At 57.9% G+C, this 22,541-nt stretch carries 18 protein-coding genes; 7 read left to right on the top strand and 11 right to left on the bottom strand.

Translation table 11 applies throughout. The features are described 5' to 3' along the window. Position 1: 1 nt before the first annotated feature. The 3 genes from EPD60_RS03490 to EPD60_RS03480 all read right to left on the bottom strand — a co-directional run bounded on the left by EPD60_RS03490 (position 2) and on the right by EPD60_RS03480 (position 5,055). Entirely contained in the window at positions 2–691 is a 690-nt protein-coding gene (locus EPD60_RS03490; RefSeq protein ID WP_131446895.1) for a peptidoglycan DD-metalloendopeptidase family protein, read from the bottom strand. Then, the gene (locus tag EPD60_RS03485) at positions 645–1,190 is read right to left on the bottom strand and encodes a hypothetical protein (protein WP_207896532.1); all 546 of its coding nucleotides are present in this window, start codon (positions 1,188–1,190) and stop codon (positions 645–647) included. Before EPD60_RS03485 ends, EPD60_RS03490 begins: the two co-directional genes overlap by 47 nt. Before the next feature lie 817 nt (positions 1,191–2,007). Continuing rightward, positions 2,008–5,055, bottom strand: a complete 3,048-nt coding sequence (locus EPD60_RS03480; RefSeq protein WP_131446893.1) for a leucine--tRNA ligase — start codon at positions 5,053–5,055, stop codon at positions 2,008–2,010. Between the two features lie 292 nt (positions 5,056–5,347). On the opposite strand from EPD60_RS03480, the gene EPD60_RS03475 reads away from it, so the two are divergent. From EPD60_RS03475 to EPD60_RS03455, 5 genes are all read left to right on the top strand, one after another. Beyond that, positions 5,348–6,169: a cell division protein FtsX gene (locus tag EPD60_RS03475; RefSeq protein WP_165871392.1), complete on the top strand. Its 822-nt coding sequence runs from the start codon at positions 5,348–5,350 to the stop codon at positions 6,167–6,169. 230 nt (positions 6,170–6,399) lie between these two features. Continuing rightward, positions 6,400–6,711 (top strand): DUF3098 domain-containing protein, encoded by a 312-nt coding sequence (locus EPD60_RS03470; RefSeq protein ID WP_131446889.1) that lies wholly within the window; start codon positions 6,400–6,402, stop codon positions 6,709–6,711. Next, entirely contained in the window at positions 6,711–7,583 is an 873-nt protein-coding gene (locus EPD60_RS03465; protein ID WP_131446887.1) for an undecaprenyl-diphosphate phosphatase, read from the top strand. The genes EPD60_RS03470 and EPD60_RS03465 overlap by 1 nt, the downstream gene beginning before the upstream one ends. Positions 7,584–7,861: 278 nt before the next feature. Beyond that, positions 7,862–9,226, top strand: coding sequence for an MFS transporter (locus tag EPD60_RS03460; protein WP_131446885.1), 1,365 nt, complete (start codon positions 7,862–7,864; stop codon positions 9,224–9,226). A gap of 35 nt (positions 9,227–9,261) precedes the next feature. Then, positions 9,262–10,122, top strand: coding sequence for an MBL fold metallo-hydrolase (locus EPD60_RS03455; protein ID WP_131446883.1), 861 nt, complete (start codon positions 9,262–9,264; stop codon positions 10,120–10,122). Here the strand turns inward: EPD60_RS03455 and EPD60_RS03450 are convergent. Beyond that, positions 10,119–10,955: a DUF3108 domain-containing protein gene (locus EPD60_RS03450; RefSeq protein WP_131446881.1), complete on the bottom strand. Its 837-nt coding sequence runs from the start codon at positions 10,953–10,955 to the stop codon at positions 10,119–10,121. The genes EPD60_RS03455 and EPD60_RS03450 overlap by 4 nt on opposite strands. Next, a complete protein-coding gene (locus EPD60_RS03445; RefSeq protein ID WP_165871391.1) occupies positions 10,942–11,937 on the bottom strand; it encodes a lysylphosphatidylglycerol synthase transmembrane domain-containing protein in 996 nt (331 codons plus the stop codon). Before EPD60_RS03445 ends, EPD60_RS03450 begins: the two co-directional genes overlap by 14 nt. A gap of 22 nt (positions 11,938–11,959) precedes the next feature. Between EPD60_RS03445 and ruvC the strand changes: the two genes are divergently transcribed. Further along, positions 11,960–12,550: a crossover junction endodeoxyribonuclease RuvC gene (gene ruvC / locus EPD60_RS03440; protein ID WP_207896531.1), complete on the top strand. Its 591-nt coding sequence runs from the start codon at positions 11,960–11,962 to the stop codon at positions 12,548–12,550. Between the two features lie 121 nt (positions 12,551–12,671). Here ruvC and EPD60_RS03435 read toward each other — a convergent pair whose 3' ends face one another. The 6 genes from EPD60_RS03435 to EPD60_RS03410 form a co-directional block, all read right to left on the bottom strand. Further along, positions 12,672–13,058: an HIT family protein gene (locus EPD60_RS03435; protein ID WP_131446877.1), complete on the bottom strand. Its 387-nt coding sequence runs from the start codon at positions 13,056–13,058 to the stop codon at positions 12,672–12,674. A gap of 181 nt (positions 13,059–13,239) precedes the next feature. Then, a complete protein-coding gene (greA, locus tag EPD60_RS03430) occupies positions 13,240–13,713 on the bottom strand; it encodes a transcription elongation factor GreA (protein WP_131446875.1) in 474 nt (157 codons plus the stop codon). Positions 13,714–13,817: 104 nt separating this feature from the next. Beyond that, on the bottom strand, positions 13,818–14,753 hold the full coding sequence (locus EPD60_RS03425) for an NAD(P)-dependent oxidoreductase (RefSeq protein WP_131446873.1): 936 nt from the start codon (positions 14,751–14,753) through the stop codon (positions 13,818–13,820). After that, entirely contained in the window at positions 14,750–15,502 is a 753-nt protein-coding gene (gene rsmA / locus EPD60_RS03420; RefSeq protein ID WP_131446871.1) for a 16S rRNA (adenine(1518)-N(6)/adenine(1519)-N(6))-dimethyltransferase RsmA, read from the bottom strand. The genes EPD60_RS03425 and rsmA overlap by 4 nt, the downstream gene beginning before the upstream one ends. Positions 15,503–15,687: 185 nt before the next feature. After that, positions 15,688–18,459 carry a M14 family metallopeptidase gene (locus EPD60_RS03415; RefSeq protein WP_131446869.1) on the bottom strand — a complete coding sequence of 924 codons (2,772 nt, stop codon included), beginning with the start codon at positions 18,457–18,459 and terminating at the stop codon, positions 15,688–15,690. A 55-nt stretch (positions 18,460–18,514) separates the two neighbouring features. Continuing rightward, positions 18,515–21,046, bottom strand: a complete 2,532-nt coding sequence (locus tag EPD60_RS03410; protein ID WP_131446867.1) for a GEVED domain-containing protein — start codon at positions 21,044–21,046, stop codon at positions 18,515–18,517. A gap of 305 nt (positions 21,047–21,351) precedes the next feature. Between EPD60_RS03410 and pdxA the strand changes: the two genes are divergently transcribed. After that, a complete protein-coding gene (gene pdxA / locus EPD60_RS03405; RefSeq protein ID WP_131446865.1) occupies positions 21,352–22,437 on the top strand; it encodes a 4-hydroxythreonine-4-phosphate dehydrogenase PdxA in 1,086 nt (361 codons plus the stop codon). The last annotated feature ends 104 nt before the right edge of the window (positions 22,438–22,541 follow it).

Raw genomic sequence — 22,541 nt, 5'->3', positions numbered from 1 at the left:
CTTACACCGCCCGCGCCATCATCCGCAGCAGCACGTCGGGATCGGGACAATTCTCCAGCCAGCGTTCCCGCTGCGAAAAGCGGCACACGCCGTGGTAGTCGCCCCAATGTCCCTGCATATCGATGATCACCTGGAAGTGCAGGTGCGGCGGCCACTGGCCGTTTTCTTCGGGGATGCCGAAGGTGGCGATCTGCGCACCCGCGGCTACCGGCGCGCCCTCCGTCTTGCCGGCGACCGAAGCGTGGCTCAGGTGCCCGTAAAGCGTATGAAACACAAAGCCGTTTACGTTGTGCTGCAGAATTACGGTGCCGCCGTAATCGCCAAAGGCCCGGTTGATGGCATAGCTGTGCACCGTGCCGGCCAGCGGTGCCGATACGGGCGTGCCCGCGGCTCCCCAGATGTCGATGCCCAGGTGCAGGCGACGCGGCTCCTCGCCGGTATCGAATTTTTCGCTGCGGGCATAGATGGTGCGGTGCTCGCCCCAGCCGCCCACGCCGTAGCGGGCGCCTTCGCGGTGCAGCAGGTCTTCCACCCAGGCCGAGAAGCGGTCGGTGCTCGTAAACGTTTCTGCGTTGAGCGCGCTGTTTTCGGCCGTCAGGTTCATCCGCAGCAGCTTATCGCCGGGCGCAAGCGGCACCACCGGCTCAATGTGCTGCCCCTGCAGCTTCTGTAGAAATTCTTCCGTGCGCATGTGGGCAAAGATCGGGCTTCGGCAGCGCAAGCGAAATATCCACCCGCGGCAGCAGCTGCTCTTCGAGTAAATCAGCGAAGGTTTCGAAATACAGGATGACGTCTGCGCGCACATTCTTCTGCAGCCAGCGGAAGCCGCCGGGCAGGCGCCCGAGCACGGCGCGGTCCTGCAGATATTCCAGGCAATGGATATCGGTGGGGGTAAGGCCGATGGCCTCGAGGCGGCTCATCAGCAGGGTGACGGGAGCCTCGGTAACGCCGCAATAGTCTTCGGCGATCTCGGTCCACTCGCCGATGCCGGTGCGGGCATGCCGCAGGATCTCCTCGCGGCTCAGGTGCGTCACCACCTGCAGCAGGTGGCCGCAGTTGCAGGAGCCGTGGTCGCCCCAGGCATAGGGCGCGCCCCCGCGGAGCTGCCGGGCCGCGTTGCGGAGGGCGCTGATGAGGGTCAGGTTCGGGTAAGCCATGAAAATGCTTTCCGGAAAAACAGCAAAAGGCATGCTTTTGTTTGCGAAAGGGGGCTTAAAGATTGGGCGCCTGTTCCACTGCCGCTTCAAGGCTGCCATTGCGAGCGCAGCGCTTCTTTAGAGCCGTCATTGCGAGCGAAACGCAGTGGAGCGAAGCAATCTCCCATCTATGGCACTGCCCTAAGCCGAAGCAACGCAGTTGTCCCATAGATCAGAAGCTTGCTTCGTCGTCTAGCTCCGCTCGCCTCCTCGCAATGACGGCACTGTTGGGTAGCCTCCTCGCAATGACGCGCCTGAAAACACACACAATACACTATCAATGAACCCCTTACGCGTTCAACGCAACCCTTCCCGGATTTCCGGGAAAGGGTCCGTCGGACGAACGAAGCCTTCCCGGATTTCCGGGAACCCTTCTTTCAGACGAAGAAAGCCTTCCGGGATTTCCCGGGATCCTTCCTTCGAACGCGGCAAGCCTTCCCGGATTTCCGGGAAGCCCGGTCGCGTTCGCGGGAGGCAGTTATGGAATTCCGGCAAAGCCTCCTTCGATCGAAGGCGGCACCAAAGAGTTTTCCGGAACACCTGTGTCGATCGAAGGGGGGCTTAAAGACTTTTCCGGAAGCCTTCCGGCGATCGCGGAGGGGTTTGCGGAGTTTTCCGGGACTTTTTGGCCGCAGGCGGCCTTGGGTCACGACGGCACGACGGCACGAAGACACGACGTTTATTTTTTACACTTGCTTACGGCGCCGTCCTGCCTCTGAATATTATTCGTTGTGCCGTTGCGCCGTCGTGCCTTCGCGAAAAAAAGAGGGCCGCAAGGCCCTCCTTCTACTAAAACATATTTCAAAGTTGATCAAACCACGAGATTCACCATCCGTCCTTTTACAAAAACGAGCTTCTTCAGCGGCTTGCCTTCCATCCACTTCTGCACGATCTCGTTGGCCAGCACGATCTCCTTCACCTGTTCTTCGGTGGCGTCGAGGGCGATGTTGATCTGCGTGCGGTTCTTGCCGTTGATCGAGACCGGGTATTCCTTCGAAGACTCCACGAGGTATTCGGCTTCGAACTTCGGGAAGGGCGCGTCGAGCACGGAGTCGCTGTTGCCGAGTGCCGCCCAGAGTTCCTCCGCGATGTGCGGGGCATAGGGTGTCAGCAGCACCAGCAGCGGAGAAAGAATATCCTTCTTCGAAGACTTGAGATCCGTGAGCTCGTTGACGGCGATCATGAACGTAGACACCGCCGTATTGAAGGAGAAGCGCTCCGTGTCTTCCTCGATCTTCCTGATCGTTTTGTGCAGCGTCTTGAGTTCGTCTTTCGTCGGCGCTTCGTTGGTAACCTGCAGTCCGCCTTCGTTGTAGAAAAGGCGCCAGAGTTTTTTGAGGAAGCGGTGCACGCCTTCGATGCCTTTGGTATCCCAGGGCTTCGACATCTCCACCGGGCCGAGGAACATCTCGTACATGCGGAAGGTGTCGGCGCCGTATTTTTCAACGAGTACGTCGGGGTTGACGGTGTTGACTTTGGACTTGGACATCTTTTCGACTTCGACGCCACAGATATAAACACCACCCCGGGCTGTCTCACCGCTTTCCGAAGAGACCCCACCCCGGCCCTCCCCTAGGGGGAGGGAGATAGTGCCGTCTTCCAAAATAAAGATTGCGCTCTTAAAGTCTGGTTTCCAGTTTCTGTAAGCTTCGATATCTAACTCTACTCCATCAACAAGATTTACGTCAACATGCAAAGGAACCGGCTTGTCAAATTGATAAAAGGATTTTACCACCCCGGAGTAAGCCGCTTGTAGATCCAGCTCGGCTAATTTCTTTTCTAAAAAAGTTTGCACTTCTGAGCTGTCGTAATTATCAACAAACGTCTTTGATACTAACACAGTAGGAGAAACAATTCCATTATCGAGCTCGGGCTGCGCGAACTCTGGAGCCAACGACAAACGATACACAAACCGGCTTGAGCCCTGGATCATCCCCTGGTTAAGCAAGCGCTTAAACGGCTCGTCAAACGAAATCAATCCAAGATCAAACAGGCACTTCGTCCACATGCGGCTATACAGCAGGTGACCCACGGCGTGCTCGGTGCCGCCCACGTAAAGGTCAACCTGGCGCCAGTAGTCGGATGCCTTCTTCGAGCAGAACTCGGCGTCGTTGTGCGGATCCATGTAGCGGAGGAAATACCAGGAGGAGCCGGCATAGCCCGGCATCGTGTTGGTCTCGAGGTGCTGCGCCGTCCACTCGGGCACGTTGGCCAGCGGGCCTTCACCCTCGGGGCCGGGACCGTATTTCTCCACGTACGGGAGCTCGAGCGGCAGCTCGCTTTCATCCAGGGGATAGGCCACGCCGTCGATCCACTTGATGGGGAAGGGCTCGCCCCAGTAGCGCTGGCGGCTGAAGGCCGCGTCGCGGAGGCGGAAGTTGATCTTGCGGATGCCGATGCCTTTTTCCACCAGCTTGTCGATCACGAGCCCGATGGCCTCTTTCGCCGTCTTGCCGTTCACGAAATCCGACCCGTGCAGCACGAGGCTCTTGTCGGTAACGGCGTCTTCGCCGGTGTAGGCGTCGCCCCAGATATTGGTGATGGGAATATTGAAGTGACGGGCAAACTTATGATCGCGCTCGTCGCCGCTCGGCACGGCCATGATGGCGCCCGTGCCGTAGCCGGCCAGCACATATTCGGAGATCCACACGGGGATCTTTTTGTCGCTGAAAGGATGCTGCACGTAAGCGCCGGTGAACACACCCGAGATCTTCTTCTCGGCCATGCGCTCGCGCTCGGATCGGCTCTTCACGTAGGCCACGTATTCTTCCACGGCGGCACGTTGCTCGCCGGAGGCGATCTGCAGCACGAGGTCGTGCTCGGGGGCGAGCACCATGAAGTCGACGCCGAAGATGGTGTCGGGGCGGGTTGTGTAGACACGGATGACCTCACCCCCCTCGCTCCGCGACCAACCTTCGCTTTGCTTGGTTGCCTCTCCGGAGCGGAGAGGGGAAACGACCTCGAAGTCAATTTCGGCGCCGCTCGACTTCCCGATCCAGTTGCTTTGCATCTCCTTCATCGCATCGGAGAAGTCGACGGTCTGCAGGCCTTCGAGGAGGCGGTCGGCGTACTCGGTGATGCGGAGATACCACTGCCGGAGGCGTTTTTTGATAACGGGATAGCCGCCGCGCTCGCTTACGCCGTTCACCACTTCGTCGTTGGCCAGCACGGTGCCGAGGGCTTCGCACCAGTTCACCTCACCGTAGCCGCAATAGGCGGTGCGGTATTCCATGAGGATGGCCATCTTCGTTTTTTCATCGAAAGCCTTCCATTCACCGGCCGTGAACTTTTCGGGGAAATCCGGCCCGTTGTCAGCCTGAGCCTTTCCGAAGGCGGGCAGCGGGTGGGATGCATTGCCCTCCTTTTCGAAAGCCGCGATGAGCGTATCGATCTTTTCGGTGCGGTTCGTCCGGCGGTTGTACCAGCTGTTGAACAGCTGCAGGAAGATCCACTGCGTCCATTTGTAATAGCGCGGCTCGGAGGTGTTCACCTGGCGGCTCCAATCGAAGCAAAAGCCGATCTTATCGAGCTGCGAGCGGAAGGTGGCGATGTTTTTGGCGGTACTCACGGCGGGGTGCACGCCGTGCTCGATGGCGTATTGCTCGGCGGGGAGGCCGAAGGCGTCGTAGCCCATGGGGTGCAGCACGTTGAAGCCCTTGTTGCGCTTGTAGCGGGCAAAGATGTCGGAGGCGATATAGCCAAGCGGGTGGCCCACATGCAGGCCGGCGCCGCTGGGGTAGGGAAACATGTCGAGCACGTAGAACTTCGGCTTCGACGATTCGTTGCTCACTTTATAGGCGCCGCTGTCGGCCCACTGCTGCTGCCATTTCTGCTCGATCGCTCTGAAATTATACTCCATTGCTTGTTTTCGCTGTTGCCGCGCGGGCGCCGGCGGAACCTCCGTGGCCGGGTGTTCGTGGGTGCTGCGGCGGCTTCTGGTTTGAAATTGCCGGCGGAGCGGCCCGGCAATATCGGCCGGGCTTCCGTCGTTAGAGGGGCAAATTTAGCCCTTGCGCCCTTCCGTTTTGACAAAGCTTTAAGCCGCGGCTCCTTGCCGTTGGTCGCAATCCGCTATTTTTGTTCCACTCCAAATCGTTCGCATGGCACAATCCGGTAGAGCATCCCTCAAGCGTGGCAAACCTTCTTATTTCATGTCGGTACTCGGCGTGACCCTGGTCCTGTTCCTCCTGGGCGTGCTCGGCTGGCTGGGCATCAACGCCAAAAAGCTGATGCAATACTATAAGGAGAGCATCGAGGTGCAGGTGTACCTGAAGAACGGTATCAACGACCGCGACCGGGCCCTCCTGCAGGACTCCATCGCCGCCCTCCCCGCGGTAAAGACCGTACGCTACACCGACAAGGAAGCCGCCAAGAAAGAATGGGTGAAGAGCGGCAACGAAGACTTTTCGGAGTTCCTCGACAACAACCTGCTGCCCAATTCCATCAACTTCAACCTGAAGGAGGAGTTCGTGGATTCCACGCAGCTGATGAACATCAAGACGCGCCTGCAGCAGAACCCGATCGTGGATGAAGTGCAGTACTCAAAGGCCGTAGTGGGCTCCATGCAGCGCAACTTCCGCATCGCCTCGCTGATCCTGCTGGCCATCGTCATCGGGGTAAGCATCATGGTGATTATCCTCATCGACAACACCATCCGCCTGGCGATGTTCTCCAACCGCTTCCTTATTAAGACGATGCAGATGGTAGGCGCCACGCGCGGCTTCATCGCCCGCCCGCTCAATATCCGCGCGGTGATCAACGGAGCGCTCAGCGCGGCCATCGCCACGGCGGTGCTCTATATCGTCATCCGCCTCCTCGAGGGCTTCTTTCCCGGCATGAACGCGCTGTTCGACACCAACCTGTTCCTGCTGCTCTTCCTGGGCCTGCTGGTAATCGGGGTCAGTATTACGCTGTTCAGTACGTATCGGAGTGTGCTGAAGTACCTGCGGATGAAGCTGGACGAACTCTATTGAATATCGAATATCGATCAGGGAATATCGAAATTCGAAATAGCAAAGCCCTGCCGGTGGCGGGGCTTTTCGCGTTAAATAATCGATGTTCAATAAATCAATGATAAAGGAATGACGCAAACCCCGAGCCTTGAATATTGAACATTGATTATTGAATATTAACATTCTCCCCTTCATTCTCCTTTCGTTGTTCCTTGATCGATATTCGATATTCTCCCTAACTTGCCCGACCTATGGCTACTTCTTCTTCTACAACCACCCGCCGCCCCGCTGCCCGCGAGGAGCTGCACCTGAGTGACAAGCCGCTTTTCGGCCGTGAAAACCTGATGTGGATGGGTATCGGCGCCGCCGTGATCATCCTCGGCTTCCTGCTGATGGCCGGCGGCCGCAGCGAGGACCCCAACGTTTTCAATAAAGACGAAGTATACGGCTTCCGCCGCATCACCCTGGCCCCCATCGTGATCCTGGCCGGCCTCGTGATCGAGATCTACGCCCTCTTCCGCAAGTCCGCAACACCTGTCAAGCAGAACGTTAAGGAGCAATAATGACTATTGTTGAAGCCATTATCATCGCCGTCGTTGAGGGCGTGACCGAGTTTTTGCCCGTATCCTCCACCGGCCATATGATCATCGCCTCCTCTATCCTGGGGATCGAGGAGAGCGCTTTTACCAAGGTTTTCGAGGTAGCCATCCAGCTAGGGGCCATCCTGGCCGTGGTGCTGGTGTACTGGCGCAAGTTCTTCCAGTTTACGCACTGGGAGTTTTATGCCAAGCTGGCCATCGGCGTCATCCCGGCCCTGCTCTTCGGCTTCCTGTTCAACGATGCGCTCGACACCATGCTCGCCAGCCAGTCTATCGTGGCCATCAGCCTGCTGCTGGGCGGCTTTGTGTTGCTGTTCATTGACCGCCTTTTCCCGCAGCCCACCGCGGCGCCCGGCTCCGACCTGCTGGCGGCGGAAACCACGAAGAAGGAACTCATCGAAGCAGACACACACCTGACCTACAGCCGCTCACTGGTTATCGGCCTCTGGCAGGTGCTGGCCATGATCCCGGGTGTGAGCCGCTCGGCCGCCTCCATCATCGGCGGGATGCAGCAGCGCCTCACCCGCAACTTCGCCGCCGAATTCTCCTTCTTCCTCGCGGTCCCTACCATGGCCGCCGCCACCCTGTACTCCGTGCTGCTGAAGAAGTGGGACACGGGCAACGGCATGAAGCAAAAGGGCTACGAGCTCATCACGGCCTCTTCCGAAAACATCAAAGCCTTCGCGGTGGGTAACGTGGTGGCCTTCATCGTGGCGCTCGCCGCCATCAAATTCTTTATCGCCGTATTGAAGCGCTATGGCTTCCGCATGTTCGGGATTTACCGCATCGTGCTGGGCGCCGTGCTGCTGGCGCTGATCGCGGCCGGGAAATTATAGCACGCGGAAAACGCAGAACTGATACGGTAAAAGCCTCGCAAAACGAGGCTTTTACCGTCATTGCGAGCGTAGCGAAGCAAACTCCGGCGTTACGCAGGTTGTTGGTAGCCCGAAGAAGCCGTAATGGGAGCACTTTCAGGTTACGGCCTGTCCTAAGGTCGTGGAGCTTGCTTCGCTGCGCTCGCAATGACGTCCGGAGCAATGCTTCGCATTGCTCCGGACGTTTTCCGCGGTTTGTGCGTGCCACCACTTACTTTAGTACCTCCAAAAATTGCTGCATGGAATCGACCGCAATTGCGCCCGCCCCGGAAGGCACGACACAAGTGACCGCCCCCAAAAAAGTGATCAACGCCTGGGCGATGTACGACTGGGCCAACAGTGCCTACAACCTGGTCATCACCTCCACGATCTTCCCCGCCTACTACGAGGGCATCACCTCCAAAACCGACGCCGCCGGCAACGTGATCAACGACAAGGTCACCTTCCTGGGCCGCACCTTCGTGAATACGGCGCTGTACAACTATGCGCTTGCCGTGGCCTTTATGGTGGTGGCGCTGCTGTCGCCGTTGCTTTCCTCCATTGCGGATACGCGGGGCAACAAGAAGACCTTTATGGGCTTCTTCCTCACCATTGGATCGCTGGCCTGCGCGGGGCTATTCTTCTTCACGCCCAACTACCCGCACTTCCTCGCCATCGGCATCGCCTGCATGGTGGTTGCCTGCATCGGCTACTGGTCGTCGCTGGTGTTCTATAACTCCTACCTCCCCGAGATTGCCGCGCCGCAGGACCGCGACCGGGTATCGGCCCGCGGCTTCTCCTATGGATACGTAGGGTCGGTGTTATTACAGATCATCTGCTTTGTGTTCGTGTTCTTCCCCGGCCTGCTTGGCGGTGGCGGTAAAGGCAGCTATATCGAGTTCCAGGCTTCCTTTCTCGCGGTGGCGCTCTGGTGGTTCGGCTTTGCGCAGATACCGCTCCGCACCCTGCCCAGCCCGGTGGTGCGCGACGTACCCCGGGAGGCCCTGCTCGGTGGCTACAAGGAGCTGCGCAAGGTGTTGGGGCAATTGGCCCACATCCCTGTGCTGAAACGCTTCCTGGCTTCCTTCTTCTTCTATAATATGGGGGTGCAGACGGTGATGCTGGCGGCCGCTCTCTATGGCAAAAGCGAGCTGCGGATTCCCACCACCAACCTGATCATCTCCATCGTGCTGATCCAGCTCATCGCGGTGCCGGGAGCGCTGGTTATTTCACGGCTGTCGGAAAAGATCGGCAACATCAAGGCGCTCATGTGCTGCGTGGTGTTCTGGATCCTGCTCTGCGTGATCGGCTACCTGCTGCCGGTGGGCGGCATCTACGAGTTCTACGGGCTCGCCGCGGCGGTGGGTTTTGTCATGGGCGGCATCCAGAGCCTCAGCCGCAGCACCTATGCCAAGCTGATGCCCGAAACCCGCGACACTACTTCTTTCTTTTCGTTCTACGACGTAACCGAGAAAATCGCCATCGTGATCGGGATGCTTTCCTTCGGCGGCATCATCGAGCTCACCGGCTCGCAACGCAACTCGGTGCTGACGCTGGTGCTCTTCTTCGCCATCGGCCTCGCCGGCCTGTACCTTACCCTGCAAAAGCAGCGCGCGGCCCGCTGATAACAACCCCAGAACCTCAGAACCCCAGAACCTTTATGAATCTTTATAGTATTAATACGGGCAACTTTAAACTCGATGGCGGCGCCATGTTTGGCGTGGTGCCCAAAACCATCTGGCAAAAGATCAATACACCCGACGCCAACAACCTGTGCACCTGGGCCATGCGCTGCCTGCTCATCGAAGACGGCGCGCGGCTGATCCTCGTAGACAACGGCATCGGCAACAAGCAGGATGAGAAGTTCTTCGGGCATTATTATTTGCACGGCGACGATACGCTCGACAAGAGCCTTGCCGCGCACGGCTTTCACCGGTCGGACATTACCGATGTTTTTCTCACGCACCTCCACTTCGACCACTGCGGCGGCTCTATCGAGCGGCAGGGCGACAAGCTGGTGCCGGCCTTTGCGAACGCCACCTACTGGAGCAATGAAAAGCACTGGAACTGGGCCGTCAGTCCCAACGACCGCGAGAAGGCATCTTTTCTGAAGGAGAACATCCTGCCCATCCAGGAAAGCGGGCAGCTGAAGTTCCTGCAGGCGCCCGAGGCTGTCGACGGGCGGCTGGCCACGCAGCCCTTCGCGGATCATTTCAATGTGCGCTTCGTTAACGGGCATACCGAAAAGATGATGCTGCCGCAGATCCACTACAAGGGCCGCACGATCGTATACATGGCCGACCTGCTTCCTTCCGCGGGCCATATTCCCATCGCTTACGTGATGGCTTACGATACCCGCCCCCTGATGACGCTCACGGAAAAGAAAGGCTTCCTCACCGAGGCCGCGGAAAACAATTACGTGCTCTTCTTCGAGCATGATCACCAGCGCGAATGCTGCGAGGTGGTGATGACGGAGAAAGGAGTGCGGATGGGAAGAGAATTTGCGCTGAGCGAGATCTAGCGCAAACTTTTCAGGCTGCTCAGCGGATACCGCAGGTTCTGATAGCCCATCATATCCACCTTGAGCGAGCCCACTTTGAGCGGCGTTTCCACGCGGAGGGGGATGCGGTTTTCGTCGTCGCTCACCCACACGGTCATCTTTTCGCCGCCATCAAACACGGTGCCCTTGATGAGCAGGGGCTTGAACTTGATGGCGCGGAACTTACCGTACTTGGTCTTGATATTATCGCGGCCCTCGTAGCGGATATACATGCTGTACACCTCGTTGTCGAGAAACATGTTGAACGAGATCTTGTCGCCCTGCTTGTACTTGTCGAAGTTGATGTTGCGGGCGTAGTAGAGCGAGCTGATGACATCCTGCACGCAGCCCGGCACCTTATACACACCGTCGTTGGTGATAGCCGTGTTGGCGTTGCGGTTGAAGGTCACCGACTCGTACTTGCGGTAGCTGTCTTCCTGGATATTGCGAACAAACTTGTAAGGCTGCAGCGTGGCGGTATCAATATAGGTTTCGAAGCGGTCGTTCACCTTCGATATCCAATCGAGCGAGGACGTGGTTTTTCCCGTGGCCGTAATATGGTATACGGGCCGGTTGTTAAGTCGCTCCGTATTGACGTTGATGAGGGCATTGGCCGCGTTTACGTAGATGCCGATGATGGAATAGTAAACATTGTAGGTAAGCACCTCGCCATCCTGGAAGGTCGTATTGCGGGTTCCGCAAAAATCCTCCGGATGCACCGTCCCTTCCTGGGCAGGCGTCACTTCTTTACCGGCGTGGCCGCCGAGAACGGTCAGGGTGAGTGCGGCAGCCAAAAGGGGTTTAACGTTCCTCATATCGCTTTTTAAATATTTTGACGCCCAGGATCAGCAGGCTACCCGCCAGGGCCGGCAGCACCAGGTTGATGAGCCAGATCGTGACCGTCGTTACTATTATCCCCAGGCTATTGGCCGAAAAAAGGCCGATGAGCTTGAGACTTACTTCGCCCCGGATGCCCACTTCCAGGAGCACCACGCTCGGGATAATGGCCAGTGCTAAAAAAACCAGGCCCATTACCCCAACGGCCTGCAGCAATGATACATCAACCGAAAACAAACGAAAAGCTAAAAGGTACTGTACCACGAACACTGCATACCGGACAGCAGATAGACCCAAAAGACGGCTCAGGCGTTGCATGCCGAATTCCTTCAGTGCCGCCACCAGGTAAAGCCAGGAAGCCTTGCGCAGCAAGCGTTCCAGCCATTTTTCAAGAGCAGCGATGTTAAAATAAAATAGTGTTAAAACACCGGTCCCGAGCACCAGTGCGGCCAGCCCCACCCGGTAGACGAAGGGATGCATCATCCCGCTGCCGGTAAGTTTTGCGTACAGGAAAATAAACGCAATGGTGCCGGCCCAGAGCGTCAGCAACAGCTGCGCCAGGCTGCCCACCAGGGTAAGGGCCACCACCTGGAGCCGCTTGCCTTCGGGCATGTACAGCATCCGGCCGAGGTACTCCCCGACCCGGTTGGGTGTGCTTACCGAAAAAGAAACGCCCGACAGAACGGCGCGGAACGACTGCCCGAAACTGATGGGCTCGATGGGGCGTACCAGCATCCGCCATTTAAGCGCCTCGATGCCCCAATTGGCCAGCATCAGCAGGCAAAGCGCGATAAAGTAAACGATGCGGGGTGAGTGGAAAGAGGCGCGGATGCTTCCCCAGGACTCCAGGAGCTGGGGTTGGTGCTGCAGTTGCCTGCCGATGGAATACAGGAGCCAGCTGAAAAGCAGCGGGCCCAGGAAGTAATTGCTAAATTTTTTACTAATTTTACCGGCCCGCATCGCCGTAAATATAACAGCCACCTTGCAAAGACCTTCAAAAATCATCCTTGGGATCGATCCCGGAACCGTAGTGATGGGCTATGGCGTTATCGCCGTTACCGCCGGCGTCATCCAGGTGCTGGAGGTGGATGCGCTGAAGCTGCCGGTGAAGGAAGACAGCTATGTGCGCCTGCAACTGATCCACGAAAAGGTGACCGAGCTGGTAAAAGTGCACCGCCCGCACACCTTCGCCATCGAGGCGCCCTTTTTCGGCAAAAACGTGCAGTCGATGCTCAAGCTGGGACGGGCGCAGGGCGTGGCTATCGCCGCGGCCATGAGCGGCGGCATCCCGGTGACCGAGTATTCACCCAAGCGCGTCAAGCAGGCCATCACCGGCAACGGTAATGCCGACAAGGAGCAGGTGTGGCAGATGCTCCACCGCATTGTAAAAATGGAGGAGTCACCCAAATCCTTCGACGCCACCGACGCCCTGGCCGTGGCCATCTGTCATTATTTCTCCGACGGCATCCCGCAGGCCAACCGGAGCACGGGCCGCGCCCGCAACCCGCGTAAGGCAAAGGCCGCCTCCGCCTGGGATGCGTTTATCGCGCAGAACCCGGGAAGACTGGGCTGATTTGCCGGCAGTGAAAGAACGCAGATTTATTATGATTTTTAAGATGAGCGCGGATGCTTATTCTGCAATGCCACGATGAATCATAACAACCTGCGTCAGCTGCGTTCGATCCTGCTTTCGTTTACAGGTGAGCCAAAATCTTTTCCTGCACCGACTTCAGCTGCGCTTCGCTCAGCTTCATCTTCGGCTGCGTGAAATTGATATCGTTGGAAGAAGAAATGGGCACGAGGTGTAGATGCGCATGCGGCACTTCGATCCCGATCACGGCCATGCCCACGCGCTTGCCGAAGGCCTTCTCAATGGCTTTGGCGATGGGCTGCGCAAACACCAGCATCCCCGAGAGGTACTCTTCCGGCAAGTCGTAGATCTTGTCCACTTCCACTTTCGGAATGACCAGCACATGCCCTTCGCGCAGCGGAAAGATGTCGAGAAATGCAAAGAAGCGCTCGTCTTCGGCGATCTTGTAGGAAGGAATTTCGCCGGCGATGATTTTGGTGAAGATGCTCATGAAGGAAAATTAAGGAGAATAAGAGTCTTTCACCGCGAAGAAAAGAAGGAGCTAAGGTTTACGCTAAGTTTTTATTTCACGTAGATCGCAAACGAAAGTCCCGCCTTCAGGCGGGACCCATATCCTTAGCGTATCGCTTCTTTGACTCCTTTTCTTAGCGGTGAGAAACGCTTCTTTTACTTTAAACACTTATTTCTTCCACCCGGAATTTCAGCACGCCGGCAGGCGCGGTCACCTCGGCCACTTCGCCGACGGCCTTGCCCAGCAGGCCTTTCCCGATGGGCGAGGTAGAGGAGATCTTGCCGCTTTTGAGGTCGGCCTCTTTTTCGGAGACGATCTGGTAAGTTACCTGCTTGTTATTATTGAGATTGGTCACCTTCACCTTGGTAAGGATCGACACCTTGGAGGTATCGATGGTCGATTCGTCGACGATGCGGGCCGTGGCGATCTGTCCTTCGAGCTGCGAGATCTTGGCTTCCAGCAGGCCCTGGGCTTCTTTGGCGGCGTCGTACTCGGCGTTCTCGCGCAGGTCGCCCTTCTCGCGGGCTTCAGCGATGGCGCGGGAAGCGGCGGGACGCTCTACGCCTTTCATATGCTGCAGCTCGTTCTTCATCTGCTCGAGGGTTTCCTTGGTCACGTATTGAATTCCACTCATGGTCGTTCGGTTGAGATAAATGAAAAAAAGAGCAACGCCTCAGTGGTTCACCAAAGCGTTGCTGTACGTTGGACAAATATAATAAAAATCGCAAAACGGACCTGTCAGAGCACCCCGGCGGTATCCAGCTTATCGATCAGCACTGAACTCATGCGCTCGTAGGCTTCGAAGCTGTAGCCCGCGATGTGCGGTGTAACGATCACGTCGGGATGTGCGCAAAGCTGCTCCAGGTGTGCCCGTTCGGCATCGGTGTACGTGTGGAGCTTTTCGTTTTCCAGCACGTCGAGTCCCGCACCGGCGATGAGACCCGCATCCAGCGCCCGCAGCAGGGCGGCCGTGTCGGTCACCCGGCCCCGGCAGGTGCTGACAAACCAGGGACGGCGCCGGAGCTTGCCGAAAAAGGCATCGCCTGCCAGATGCCTTGTCTCGTCCGTCAGCGGCAGGTGCAGGCTCACAAGGTCGGCGGCCCCGGCAATTTGTTCCATGGTGGCTTCCTCCACGTAATCGTGCCCGAAGTTCTCCCGGTATTTATCGCAGGCAAGCACCCGCACGCCAAAGGGTGCGAGCAGGCGGGCGAAGGCGCTCCCGGTATTGCCGTACCCCACGATGCCCACGGTTTTGCCCCCGAGCTCGGTGCCGCGGTTTTCGTTGCGGCGCCAGAGCCCCTGCTTCACCTCGCCAAAGGAACGGCATACATGGTTCATCAGGTTAAGGGCGAGGGCCAGGGTGTGCTCGGCTACGGCATTGCGGTTTCCTTCGGGCGTGCTGATACAGGTAATCCCTTTCTGCCGCGCATAGGCTGCATCAATCAGTTCCATTCCCGAGCCGAGGCGGCCGATCCAGCGAAGGCGCGGTGCCTTATCCAGCAGCGGCGCGTCGATGCGCAGCCGCGTCGTCACAACCAGCCCTTCCGCATCAACGATGAGCGCTTCGAGTTCTTCGTAAGTGATGGACGGAAAATCCAGCACCGCGTAACCGCGGCCGGCAAGAGCCTCCCCGAGCATCGGGTGAGCAGGTGCCGTCAGGATCGCATTCTTCATAACATACGGTGGGTAAGTTCAGCAAATTCAGATACGCTCAGTTGCTCGGCGCGGCGGTTGAAGCCTTCGTCCTGCAGCTCCTCTGCGCTGAAGAGGCCCTTCACTGCGTTCCGCAGCTGCTTGCGCCGCTGGTTGAAGGCGGCCTTCACGAGCGTAAAGAGTTTTTTCTCCGAAGCGATGGCGAGCGGCTCGCGGCGCGGCGTGAGGCGGATCACCCCGCTCATCACCTTGGGCGGCGGGTTGAAGGCGCCCTGCGGCACGTCGAAGAGGTATTCCACATCAAAGAAAGCCTGGGTGAGCACGCTGGTGACGCCATAGACTTTGTTGCCGTGCGCCGCCGCAAAACGCTGGGCCACTTCTTTCTGGAACATGCCCACGCAACCTTCCACAAGTGCCCGCCAGGCTATGATCTTGAAGACGATCTCGGTGGAGATATTATACGGGAAGTTGCCCACCACGGTAAACGGCTCTGTGAAAGGCGCGCCGATATCGAGAAAGCTTTTGTGGATCAGCTTGTCTTCGATCCCGGGATAGGTCTGCTTCAGGTAGACCACCTTTTCATCGTCCACTTCTACCGCCTTGAAGTCGATGCCGGGCAGCTGCAACAGGTATTTCGTCAACGCGCCCCCGCCCGGCCCTACTTCCAGCAGGCGCGCGAATGGCTTTGCTTCCAGCGCCGACACGATCTTGCGGCAGATGTTCTCGTCTTTCAGGAAATGCTGCCCAAGCGACTTCTTCAGGGTGTACATACCTCAAAGTTATGTCAGATGTCAGATGTGGGATGTCTGATGTTCAGCAAGCCTCCGCATACATAATCCCACAACCACTATATCCCACATCAGCCATCAGACATCCTACATGAAAAAGATCACGGTCGCAAAGGGCAGAGGACCCTTGCTGTCCGTGATCATACCAGAGGAAACCAAATCCAAATCTAAAGTTTTACAACGCGCTGGGTGCTGAGCAGGCGCCCTTCGGCATCGCGCACCTGGAGCACATAGGTGCCGCTGGCCATACCGAAAAGCGGTACCTGGAGGCTGCTGGCGCTGCGCCCGGCAACGGTCGACTGCTGCCACAGGGGGCGGCCCTGGAGGTCGTTGAGCCGCAGTTGCAGCAGCCCGGGCTGCGTGCACTGGAGCTGCACCTGCAGGCGGTCGGTGGCCGGGTTGGGATACACCTGGAGCTGCACCTGCAGCCCGAGGTGAATCAATACGATATTGCTGTAGGTAGCGTGACCGTTGTGGTCTACCTGGCGGATGCGGTAATGGTTGGCACCGGCCAGGGGCTGTGCGTCGAAGTAGATATAAGGCGGCGGCGTGCTGAGGCGGCCGATCGTTTCGAAGCGCACACCATCGGCGGAGCGCTCGATCTCGAAGTGATCGTGCTGCTCGTCGGTGTAGGCTTCCCAGTGAAGACGCACCGTGCCGTTGGGCTGCAGCTGTCCCTTGAAATTCACAAAGCGTACCGGCAGCACATTGAAGGTCTGCGTCGTCTTCACCACTTTCAGGTTGTCGATGTAAAACCCGTCGTCGAGCTCATGGGCGAAGGCGTCGGCATCGGCGTCAGAAGTAAACTGGAGGCGCAGGTTGAGACCCGGCTGACCGGCATAAGAAGTAAGGTCGTACCAGACACGTGTCCACTGGTCGCGGATGCCGGTGAGGGCGGGGTTGCCGCCAAGCGATCCGGAACCGGTGGCGGTGGCTTCGGCGATCGTGTGCGAACCGCATACTGCTACCCAGGAGTTATTGTTGCCCGTGGTGTTCACTTGCACCTGCAGCTTGTCGCGGCAGTTTTCGGAGCGGTGCTTTACCCAGAAGGTCAGGTAAGAGTTGGTCGCGTCACTGAGGTCAAGTGTGTTCTTATAGGTGATGGTGCGGGTGGTGCTGGTAGTATAGTTGCCGCTGGGCGACTCGGTGAGCGAGTTGCTGCCACCGAATGCGCTCGAGTTGGTGTAGGCCCAACTGCCGCCGTTACCGGCTACGTTGCTTGCGGTGGTCCAGTTGGTGGTGATGTTGCCCTCCATGTCATCAGACAGCATCGTCACGGGATTATACAGCTTGGTCACCGAATCCACGTAGGTAACACCGCCTGCGCTCACTACCCAGTTGTACCGCACGCGGTAGCCCGCAGCGATATTTCCCGGCAAGGTATAGGAAACCGATCCGGTATACGTATCGTAGTAGGCGGTTAACTCGGTAGCGACGCTGGCGCCGGCGTTTACCATATTCTCCACCGGCACAAGGGTCACTGTTGCAGGACCGCTGGTGAGCCCGATGTTACGGAGCTGGAAAGACAGGGTGCCGGTCTTGGAGGTCAGCGCCACGTCGTTCATGTCCTGGATATCGTAATACTGCCCGGCCGCGTAGGAGAGCTGGATGTTCTGCATGCAGTTCTGCTGGCAAAGGGTCTTGATCTGGCTGATGGGCGCCCAGAAGTCGCCGCCGCCGGCCTCGCCGGTCATGCCGTAGATCTTGCCCTTGGTGCCGAGGCCGATATCGCCCATCAGCAACCAGTCTTTAATGCCGCCGGCTACTTCGTAGTTAACGGTCTCCGGTGAGTTGCCCGCGCGGTGGCAGTTGTACGCTCCCATCAGTGCCGGGATCGCGGTATAGAAATTCGCATCCGAAGCACTCATCGTATGCAGCGACGGGCGTCCGAAGGGCAGCGAATAATAGGGACCATAGCAATGCTGGTCGATGGCGGTGACGAACTTGTGGGCGCTGACGAAGGCGCGAATGGCCTGCGTTTCTTTTTCGGAAAAAGCGCTCGGACCGTAGTAGGTATCCTGGGATGCCGTGTTGGAACCACAGCTGGTGCTGGCACCGGCGCAGTTGCCCCAGTCCACGCTGTAGTTACGGTTGATGTCGACGCCATAGGTGCTGCCGCTGATAAGGCGGCGGTTCTTGCGCCACAGGCCACCGCCGGTGGTTGGGTAGCCGCTGGCGCCGCTGTAGTTATACATGTAACCGTCCACGTTCACACAGGGGATGATGAAGATCTCGCGGCTGTCTACAAGCTCTTTGATCTTCGCATCCGTGCTGTAACTCTCACAGAGGTATTCCATGAAAAAGATCAGGCTGGTGCCGCCGATGGCTTCCCGCGCATGCTGGATGCCGGTGAACAGTACCTCGGGCTCGCTTTCGTCTGTGGCCACGTTATCGGAAATCTTCACCCCCCAGATGTCGTTATTGTTTATTGTCTTGCCGATCGAATAAAGCGAAACCAGGTTGGGATAAGCCGCAACGAGTGCCTGCATTTCAGAGATCATTTCGGCATAGGTAAAGTAGCCGGTGCCGGTGGCGGCGCCGAGGCGCAGGGAGCCGCCGTTGCCAAAGGAGGTGGGCGTGGTAAAAATGCCGGCAGCGTTGCTGCAGCTCACGGCATAAGGCGCCTTCGCGGTTTCGTAGCGCGACCAGTTGGCGCCGATGCGGCGGTTCAGCTCGGTAGTGTAGCGCACCACGTCGTCTACCAGCACCGTATAGCGGAAGCCGGAGGCGCGGAGCCGCGCCAGCTCTTCCTGGTCCAGCACCACTTCCATGGCGCCGTTGTTCATTTGGTAGTGATCGATCTCCAGGTTGTCAAAAACGAAAGCCTTTACGTCGGGCGACTTCATCGGGATGCGCACCTTCGAATATTTGTCCTGCGCGTGTGATGACAGCACAAAAAATACGCACAGTGAAAGCATCAGGAATAGCGTTTTCCTCATGGTTCTTCGGTTGGATTTGGTTGGTATTGGATGACGGTTAAAAGCGGGACGGCGATCAGCGGCGCAGCACCAGCGTACGTACCTGCCGTACGGACTCCGTCCGTAGTTCTACGATATACGTAGCCTCGGGCAGCGACTCGGGCAGGGGGATATTGTGCGTACTTCCGGCGGCTACCAGCTGGATGCGGCGCTCGAGTACGAGCGCGCCGGAAGCGGCATAGACGCGGCACAGCGCCGGTCCTTCGATCCCCGTCACCTGGAGGTTGACGCTGCCGCGGGCCGGGTTGGGCGCCAGCAGGAAGTTGTTATCGTCGTTGAAGCGCAGCTCGCGGATGCCGCTCCATTGGGGCGCGGCGCCGGGGCGCAGCACCTGGAGGCGGTAGTAGTTGCTGCCATCTGCCGGCTGGCTGTGGAGGAAGCTGTAGGTGCGGGTGGTTGCGGTGCCGGTAGCTGCCGATTGCTGCAGGTCGCTCCAGCGGCGACCATCGCGGCTGTGCTGCAGCAGGTAACGGGTGCCCGCCACTTCATCGGATATCTTCCAGGTGACGAGGCCTTTGCGGACATCGTGCTTGCGGGCGTCGAAGTCAACGAGCATGCTCGGCAGCGCGTAGGCGTTCACCTGCACACGGTAGTCTTCCACCTCACCGTCATCGAACCATCCGGTGGGATTGGCGGTGGTCATGCCGTTGGCGGCCGAGGTAACCCGGATGCGGATGAAGGTATAGGAATAAGGCGCCAGCGTCGTGGTCGGGTTGGGCCAGAAAAGCTGCACCGTCTGTGTGGAAGCACTCGAAGGCACATTCACCGAAATGCCTTCACTGGCATCGAAGATGCCGTTATTGTTGAAGTCAACCCAGGCGCACACCGTTGCGGGGGCACCCGTGTTGTTGAACACGTTGACGTCGGTGAGGTAGTTGCTGTTGTTGATCACGATGGAAGGCGTGGGCATGCCGTCGTCGTTGTCGCCGGCGGCGAAGAGCGACGTGTTTTTCGACCACTCGCTGGTAATGGTAGCACCGAGGCGCAGGTTGGTGTTGATCTCGTGCACCGCGGGCGCATTGGCCACGGGGTCGTAAGAAGAAGGTGCGTCGCCGAGGTCGCCTTTGGGCTTAAAGGCTTCTGCCGCGTCGCCCCAGCTTCCGCCGGAGGGGATGGTCGTGGTAGTCGAAGTGATCGTCTTCTGCGAAGCCGTGGTGATATTGGCACCACCGGTATAAGGCGCAATGGTACCGTCGAGGTTGTATATCGTGCCCGCCCAGTCCACACAGATCTGCCGCGGCACCCAGTTGCTCGACGGAGTGATGCGCGTCAGCGAACCGCTATACATATCATACTGGTAGATGTCCGGGTCGCCGGCGGCACCGTCAAAATCGTAAAGCACACCGTTGTTGAGACCAATATCGCTCCAGTCGTGCAGGATATTGGCGGTGACACCGTCGTCGGCGACGGCGGCATAGGCCTGGACGGCCGTGGCCGGCGTTCCACCGGAAATGTCGATACGCCAAACGATCGACTTGCGGCCCAGGGAGCCCGAGCCGCCGCTGGCGTAGCCTTCCACCCCGAGGTAGAGCGAACCGTTGTAAAAGCCCGCGGCGCCTGATTCCACGCCCGACTCATAAACGGGAACGCCCAGGGTCGTAATATCGGAAATAAAGGTGCTGAGTGTTCCGGTGGTGATGTCGTATTTCTTCACCGACTTGTTGGTCGCCGGCGAGCCCGTAAGGCTGTAGCAATAATAGATCACGTAGTTATACGGATCGTAGGCCATCGAGTTGATGTTGTTGCCGGTAGGATCTGCGAAGATCAGCTTCGACTTGCCCGTAGCGGGGTCGGTCTGCAGGATCTTATTGTTCACCACCGAAAGCACGTAGCCGGGCTGGTTATTCCAGGGCTTGCTCGTGCCGTAATAATTCGTGGGAAAGGCGGCGGCGTTGGTACAGGCATTGATGTCGGAAATAAAGATCGAGCCGTCTTCCCGGCCCGCGGCGTTACCGCTCGTAACGACCCCGGTGTTAGTTGTCGTGATCGTAAATGAAGACACCGGGCCGGCGATCGAAACGTTGACCGTACCGTTTTCCGATGTCAGTGCCGTAGCTGTCGCGTTCGCATCCACGCGGGCTACTGTTGTGTTGTTGTTTGTAAGAGTGAGTGTGGTGGTGGTAACACGCGTCATCGAAACCGCGGCGAGGGCAGACACTTCCACGCGCTGGTTCACGTCGATGTCGAACAGGGAGAACCTGACGTTCTGTACCGGGCTCTCGAAGGTGAATGTAATGGCGCCGTTGCCCAGGAAGCGAAGGTCGGACCCTTTGCCCGTCGCATTGGTTTCGGCGGTGTGCGCGGTGGAAACACCCAGGTTGTTGCCGCCGGTGAAGTTGTGCGTTACCGTCACTTTCTGCGTAGCGAAGGCGATATATTGCGTGGCAGCCTGTGCGTTGGTGACATAACCGGAAAAGCTGCCGCCGGTGCGGAGAAACTCCAGGGCGTCCCAGTTGATCTGGGCGCTGGAAAATCCGGCGGGGCATTGAGCCGAAGCAGCGGAGGAAAAGACCATTACGGCCAGGGTAAGGCGTAAAAGTCGCAGCATAGGGTTTGGTTTTAGAGAGGATCGGATCACACTGTTCACTGGTATAAAACGACCTGCACCATACCCTCCGGACGTCCGCAAAGCGGCCGCACGGGGCGCGACAAAACTTTTTTTTCAGATCAGGAGGGGTACGGATTCGGTTTCTGCCACTGTTATGTACGAATAAACGAAGCATAACGATTGACAGCCTCAAAATTAACGTTCTATTCGTTCTAAACAAGGGTAAAACTTGGTGATTTTTTATAGTAATCTTACGATAAGCCGTCGGTGTTTTTCCCTACCTGAATTTTCCCCAACTTTGCGTTATGCAAAAACCTGTTATCGGTATTACCTGCGGCGATCTGAATGGCATCGGCACCGAGCTGATCATAAAGACCTTTTCGGACCACCGCCTGCTGGAACACTGCACCCCGGTGATCTTCGGGTCGAATAAACTGGTGAATTTTTACAAGAAAACGCTTCCCGAGGCCAACCTCAACTACCAGAGCCTGAAGGACCTGACAAAGGTGAACCACAAGCAGGTGAATATCTTTAATTGCTGGGAGGAAGACGTCGCCATCACCCCCGGTGAACTCAACGAAACAGGCGGAATTTACGCTGTAAAAGCGCTGCAAGCCGCCACGCAGGCGCTGCTCGAAGGCCATATCCACGGCCTTGTTACCGCCCCCATCCACAAGAAGAACGTTCAATCAGAAAACTTCAAATACACGGGCCATACGCCCTTTTTCAAAGACGCCGCCAAGGCCCGCGACGTGCTGATGCTGCTTTATGCCGACAATATCCGCGTAGCCCTCGTTACCGAGCACGTACCGGTGGCTGAAGTGGGCAAGCAGATCACCAAGGGCGCCATCCTGAGCAAGCTGCAGCTGCTGCAGCAAAGCCTTCGCCGCGACTTCGGCATCGACAAGCCGCGGATCGCCGTGCTGGGCCTTAACCCGCACGCCGGCGACGAAGGACTGATCGGCTCCGAGGAAGAAACCATCATCCGCCCCGCCATCAAAGACGCCAAGAACAGCGGCGCGCTGGTATTCGGCCCCTACAGCGCAGACGCCTTCTTCGCCCGCCGCTCCTACCTGCAGTTCGACGCCGTGCTGGCCATGTACCACGACCAGGGTCTTATCCCCTTCAAGACCATCGCCTCCGGTGAGGGCGTCAACTTCACCGCGGGCCTGCCCTTTGTACGCACCTCCCCCGACCACGGCACCGCCTTCGATATCGCCGGCAAGGGTATCGCCGATGCCTCGTCGTTCACCACCGCCGTATTCGAATGCGTCGACATCATCAACCGACGCAGCGAATACGAAGAGCGCACCAAGAACCCGCTCCGTAAGGTGACGAGCGAAGTACTGAAAAACGTTGTCGACGAACGGATCGACGATACGATCGGATAATGCGGTAATGTGATAATGTGGTAATGTGATAATGTGATAACTGTTGAAATTATAAAGAACCTCGCCGATGGCGAGGTTCTTTATTACCGGATTACCGCATTATC

This window comes from Flaviaestuariibacter flavus, assembly GCF_004337505.1.
Classification (GTDB): domain Bacteria; phylum Bacteroidota; class Bacteroidia; order Chitinophagales; family Chitinophagaceae; genus Flavisolibacter; species Flavisolibacter flavus.
This window is presented reverse-complemented; position numbering and strand designations above follow the sequence as displayed.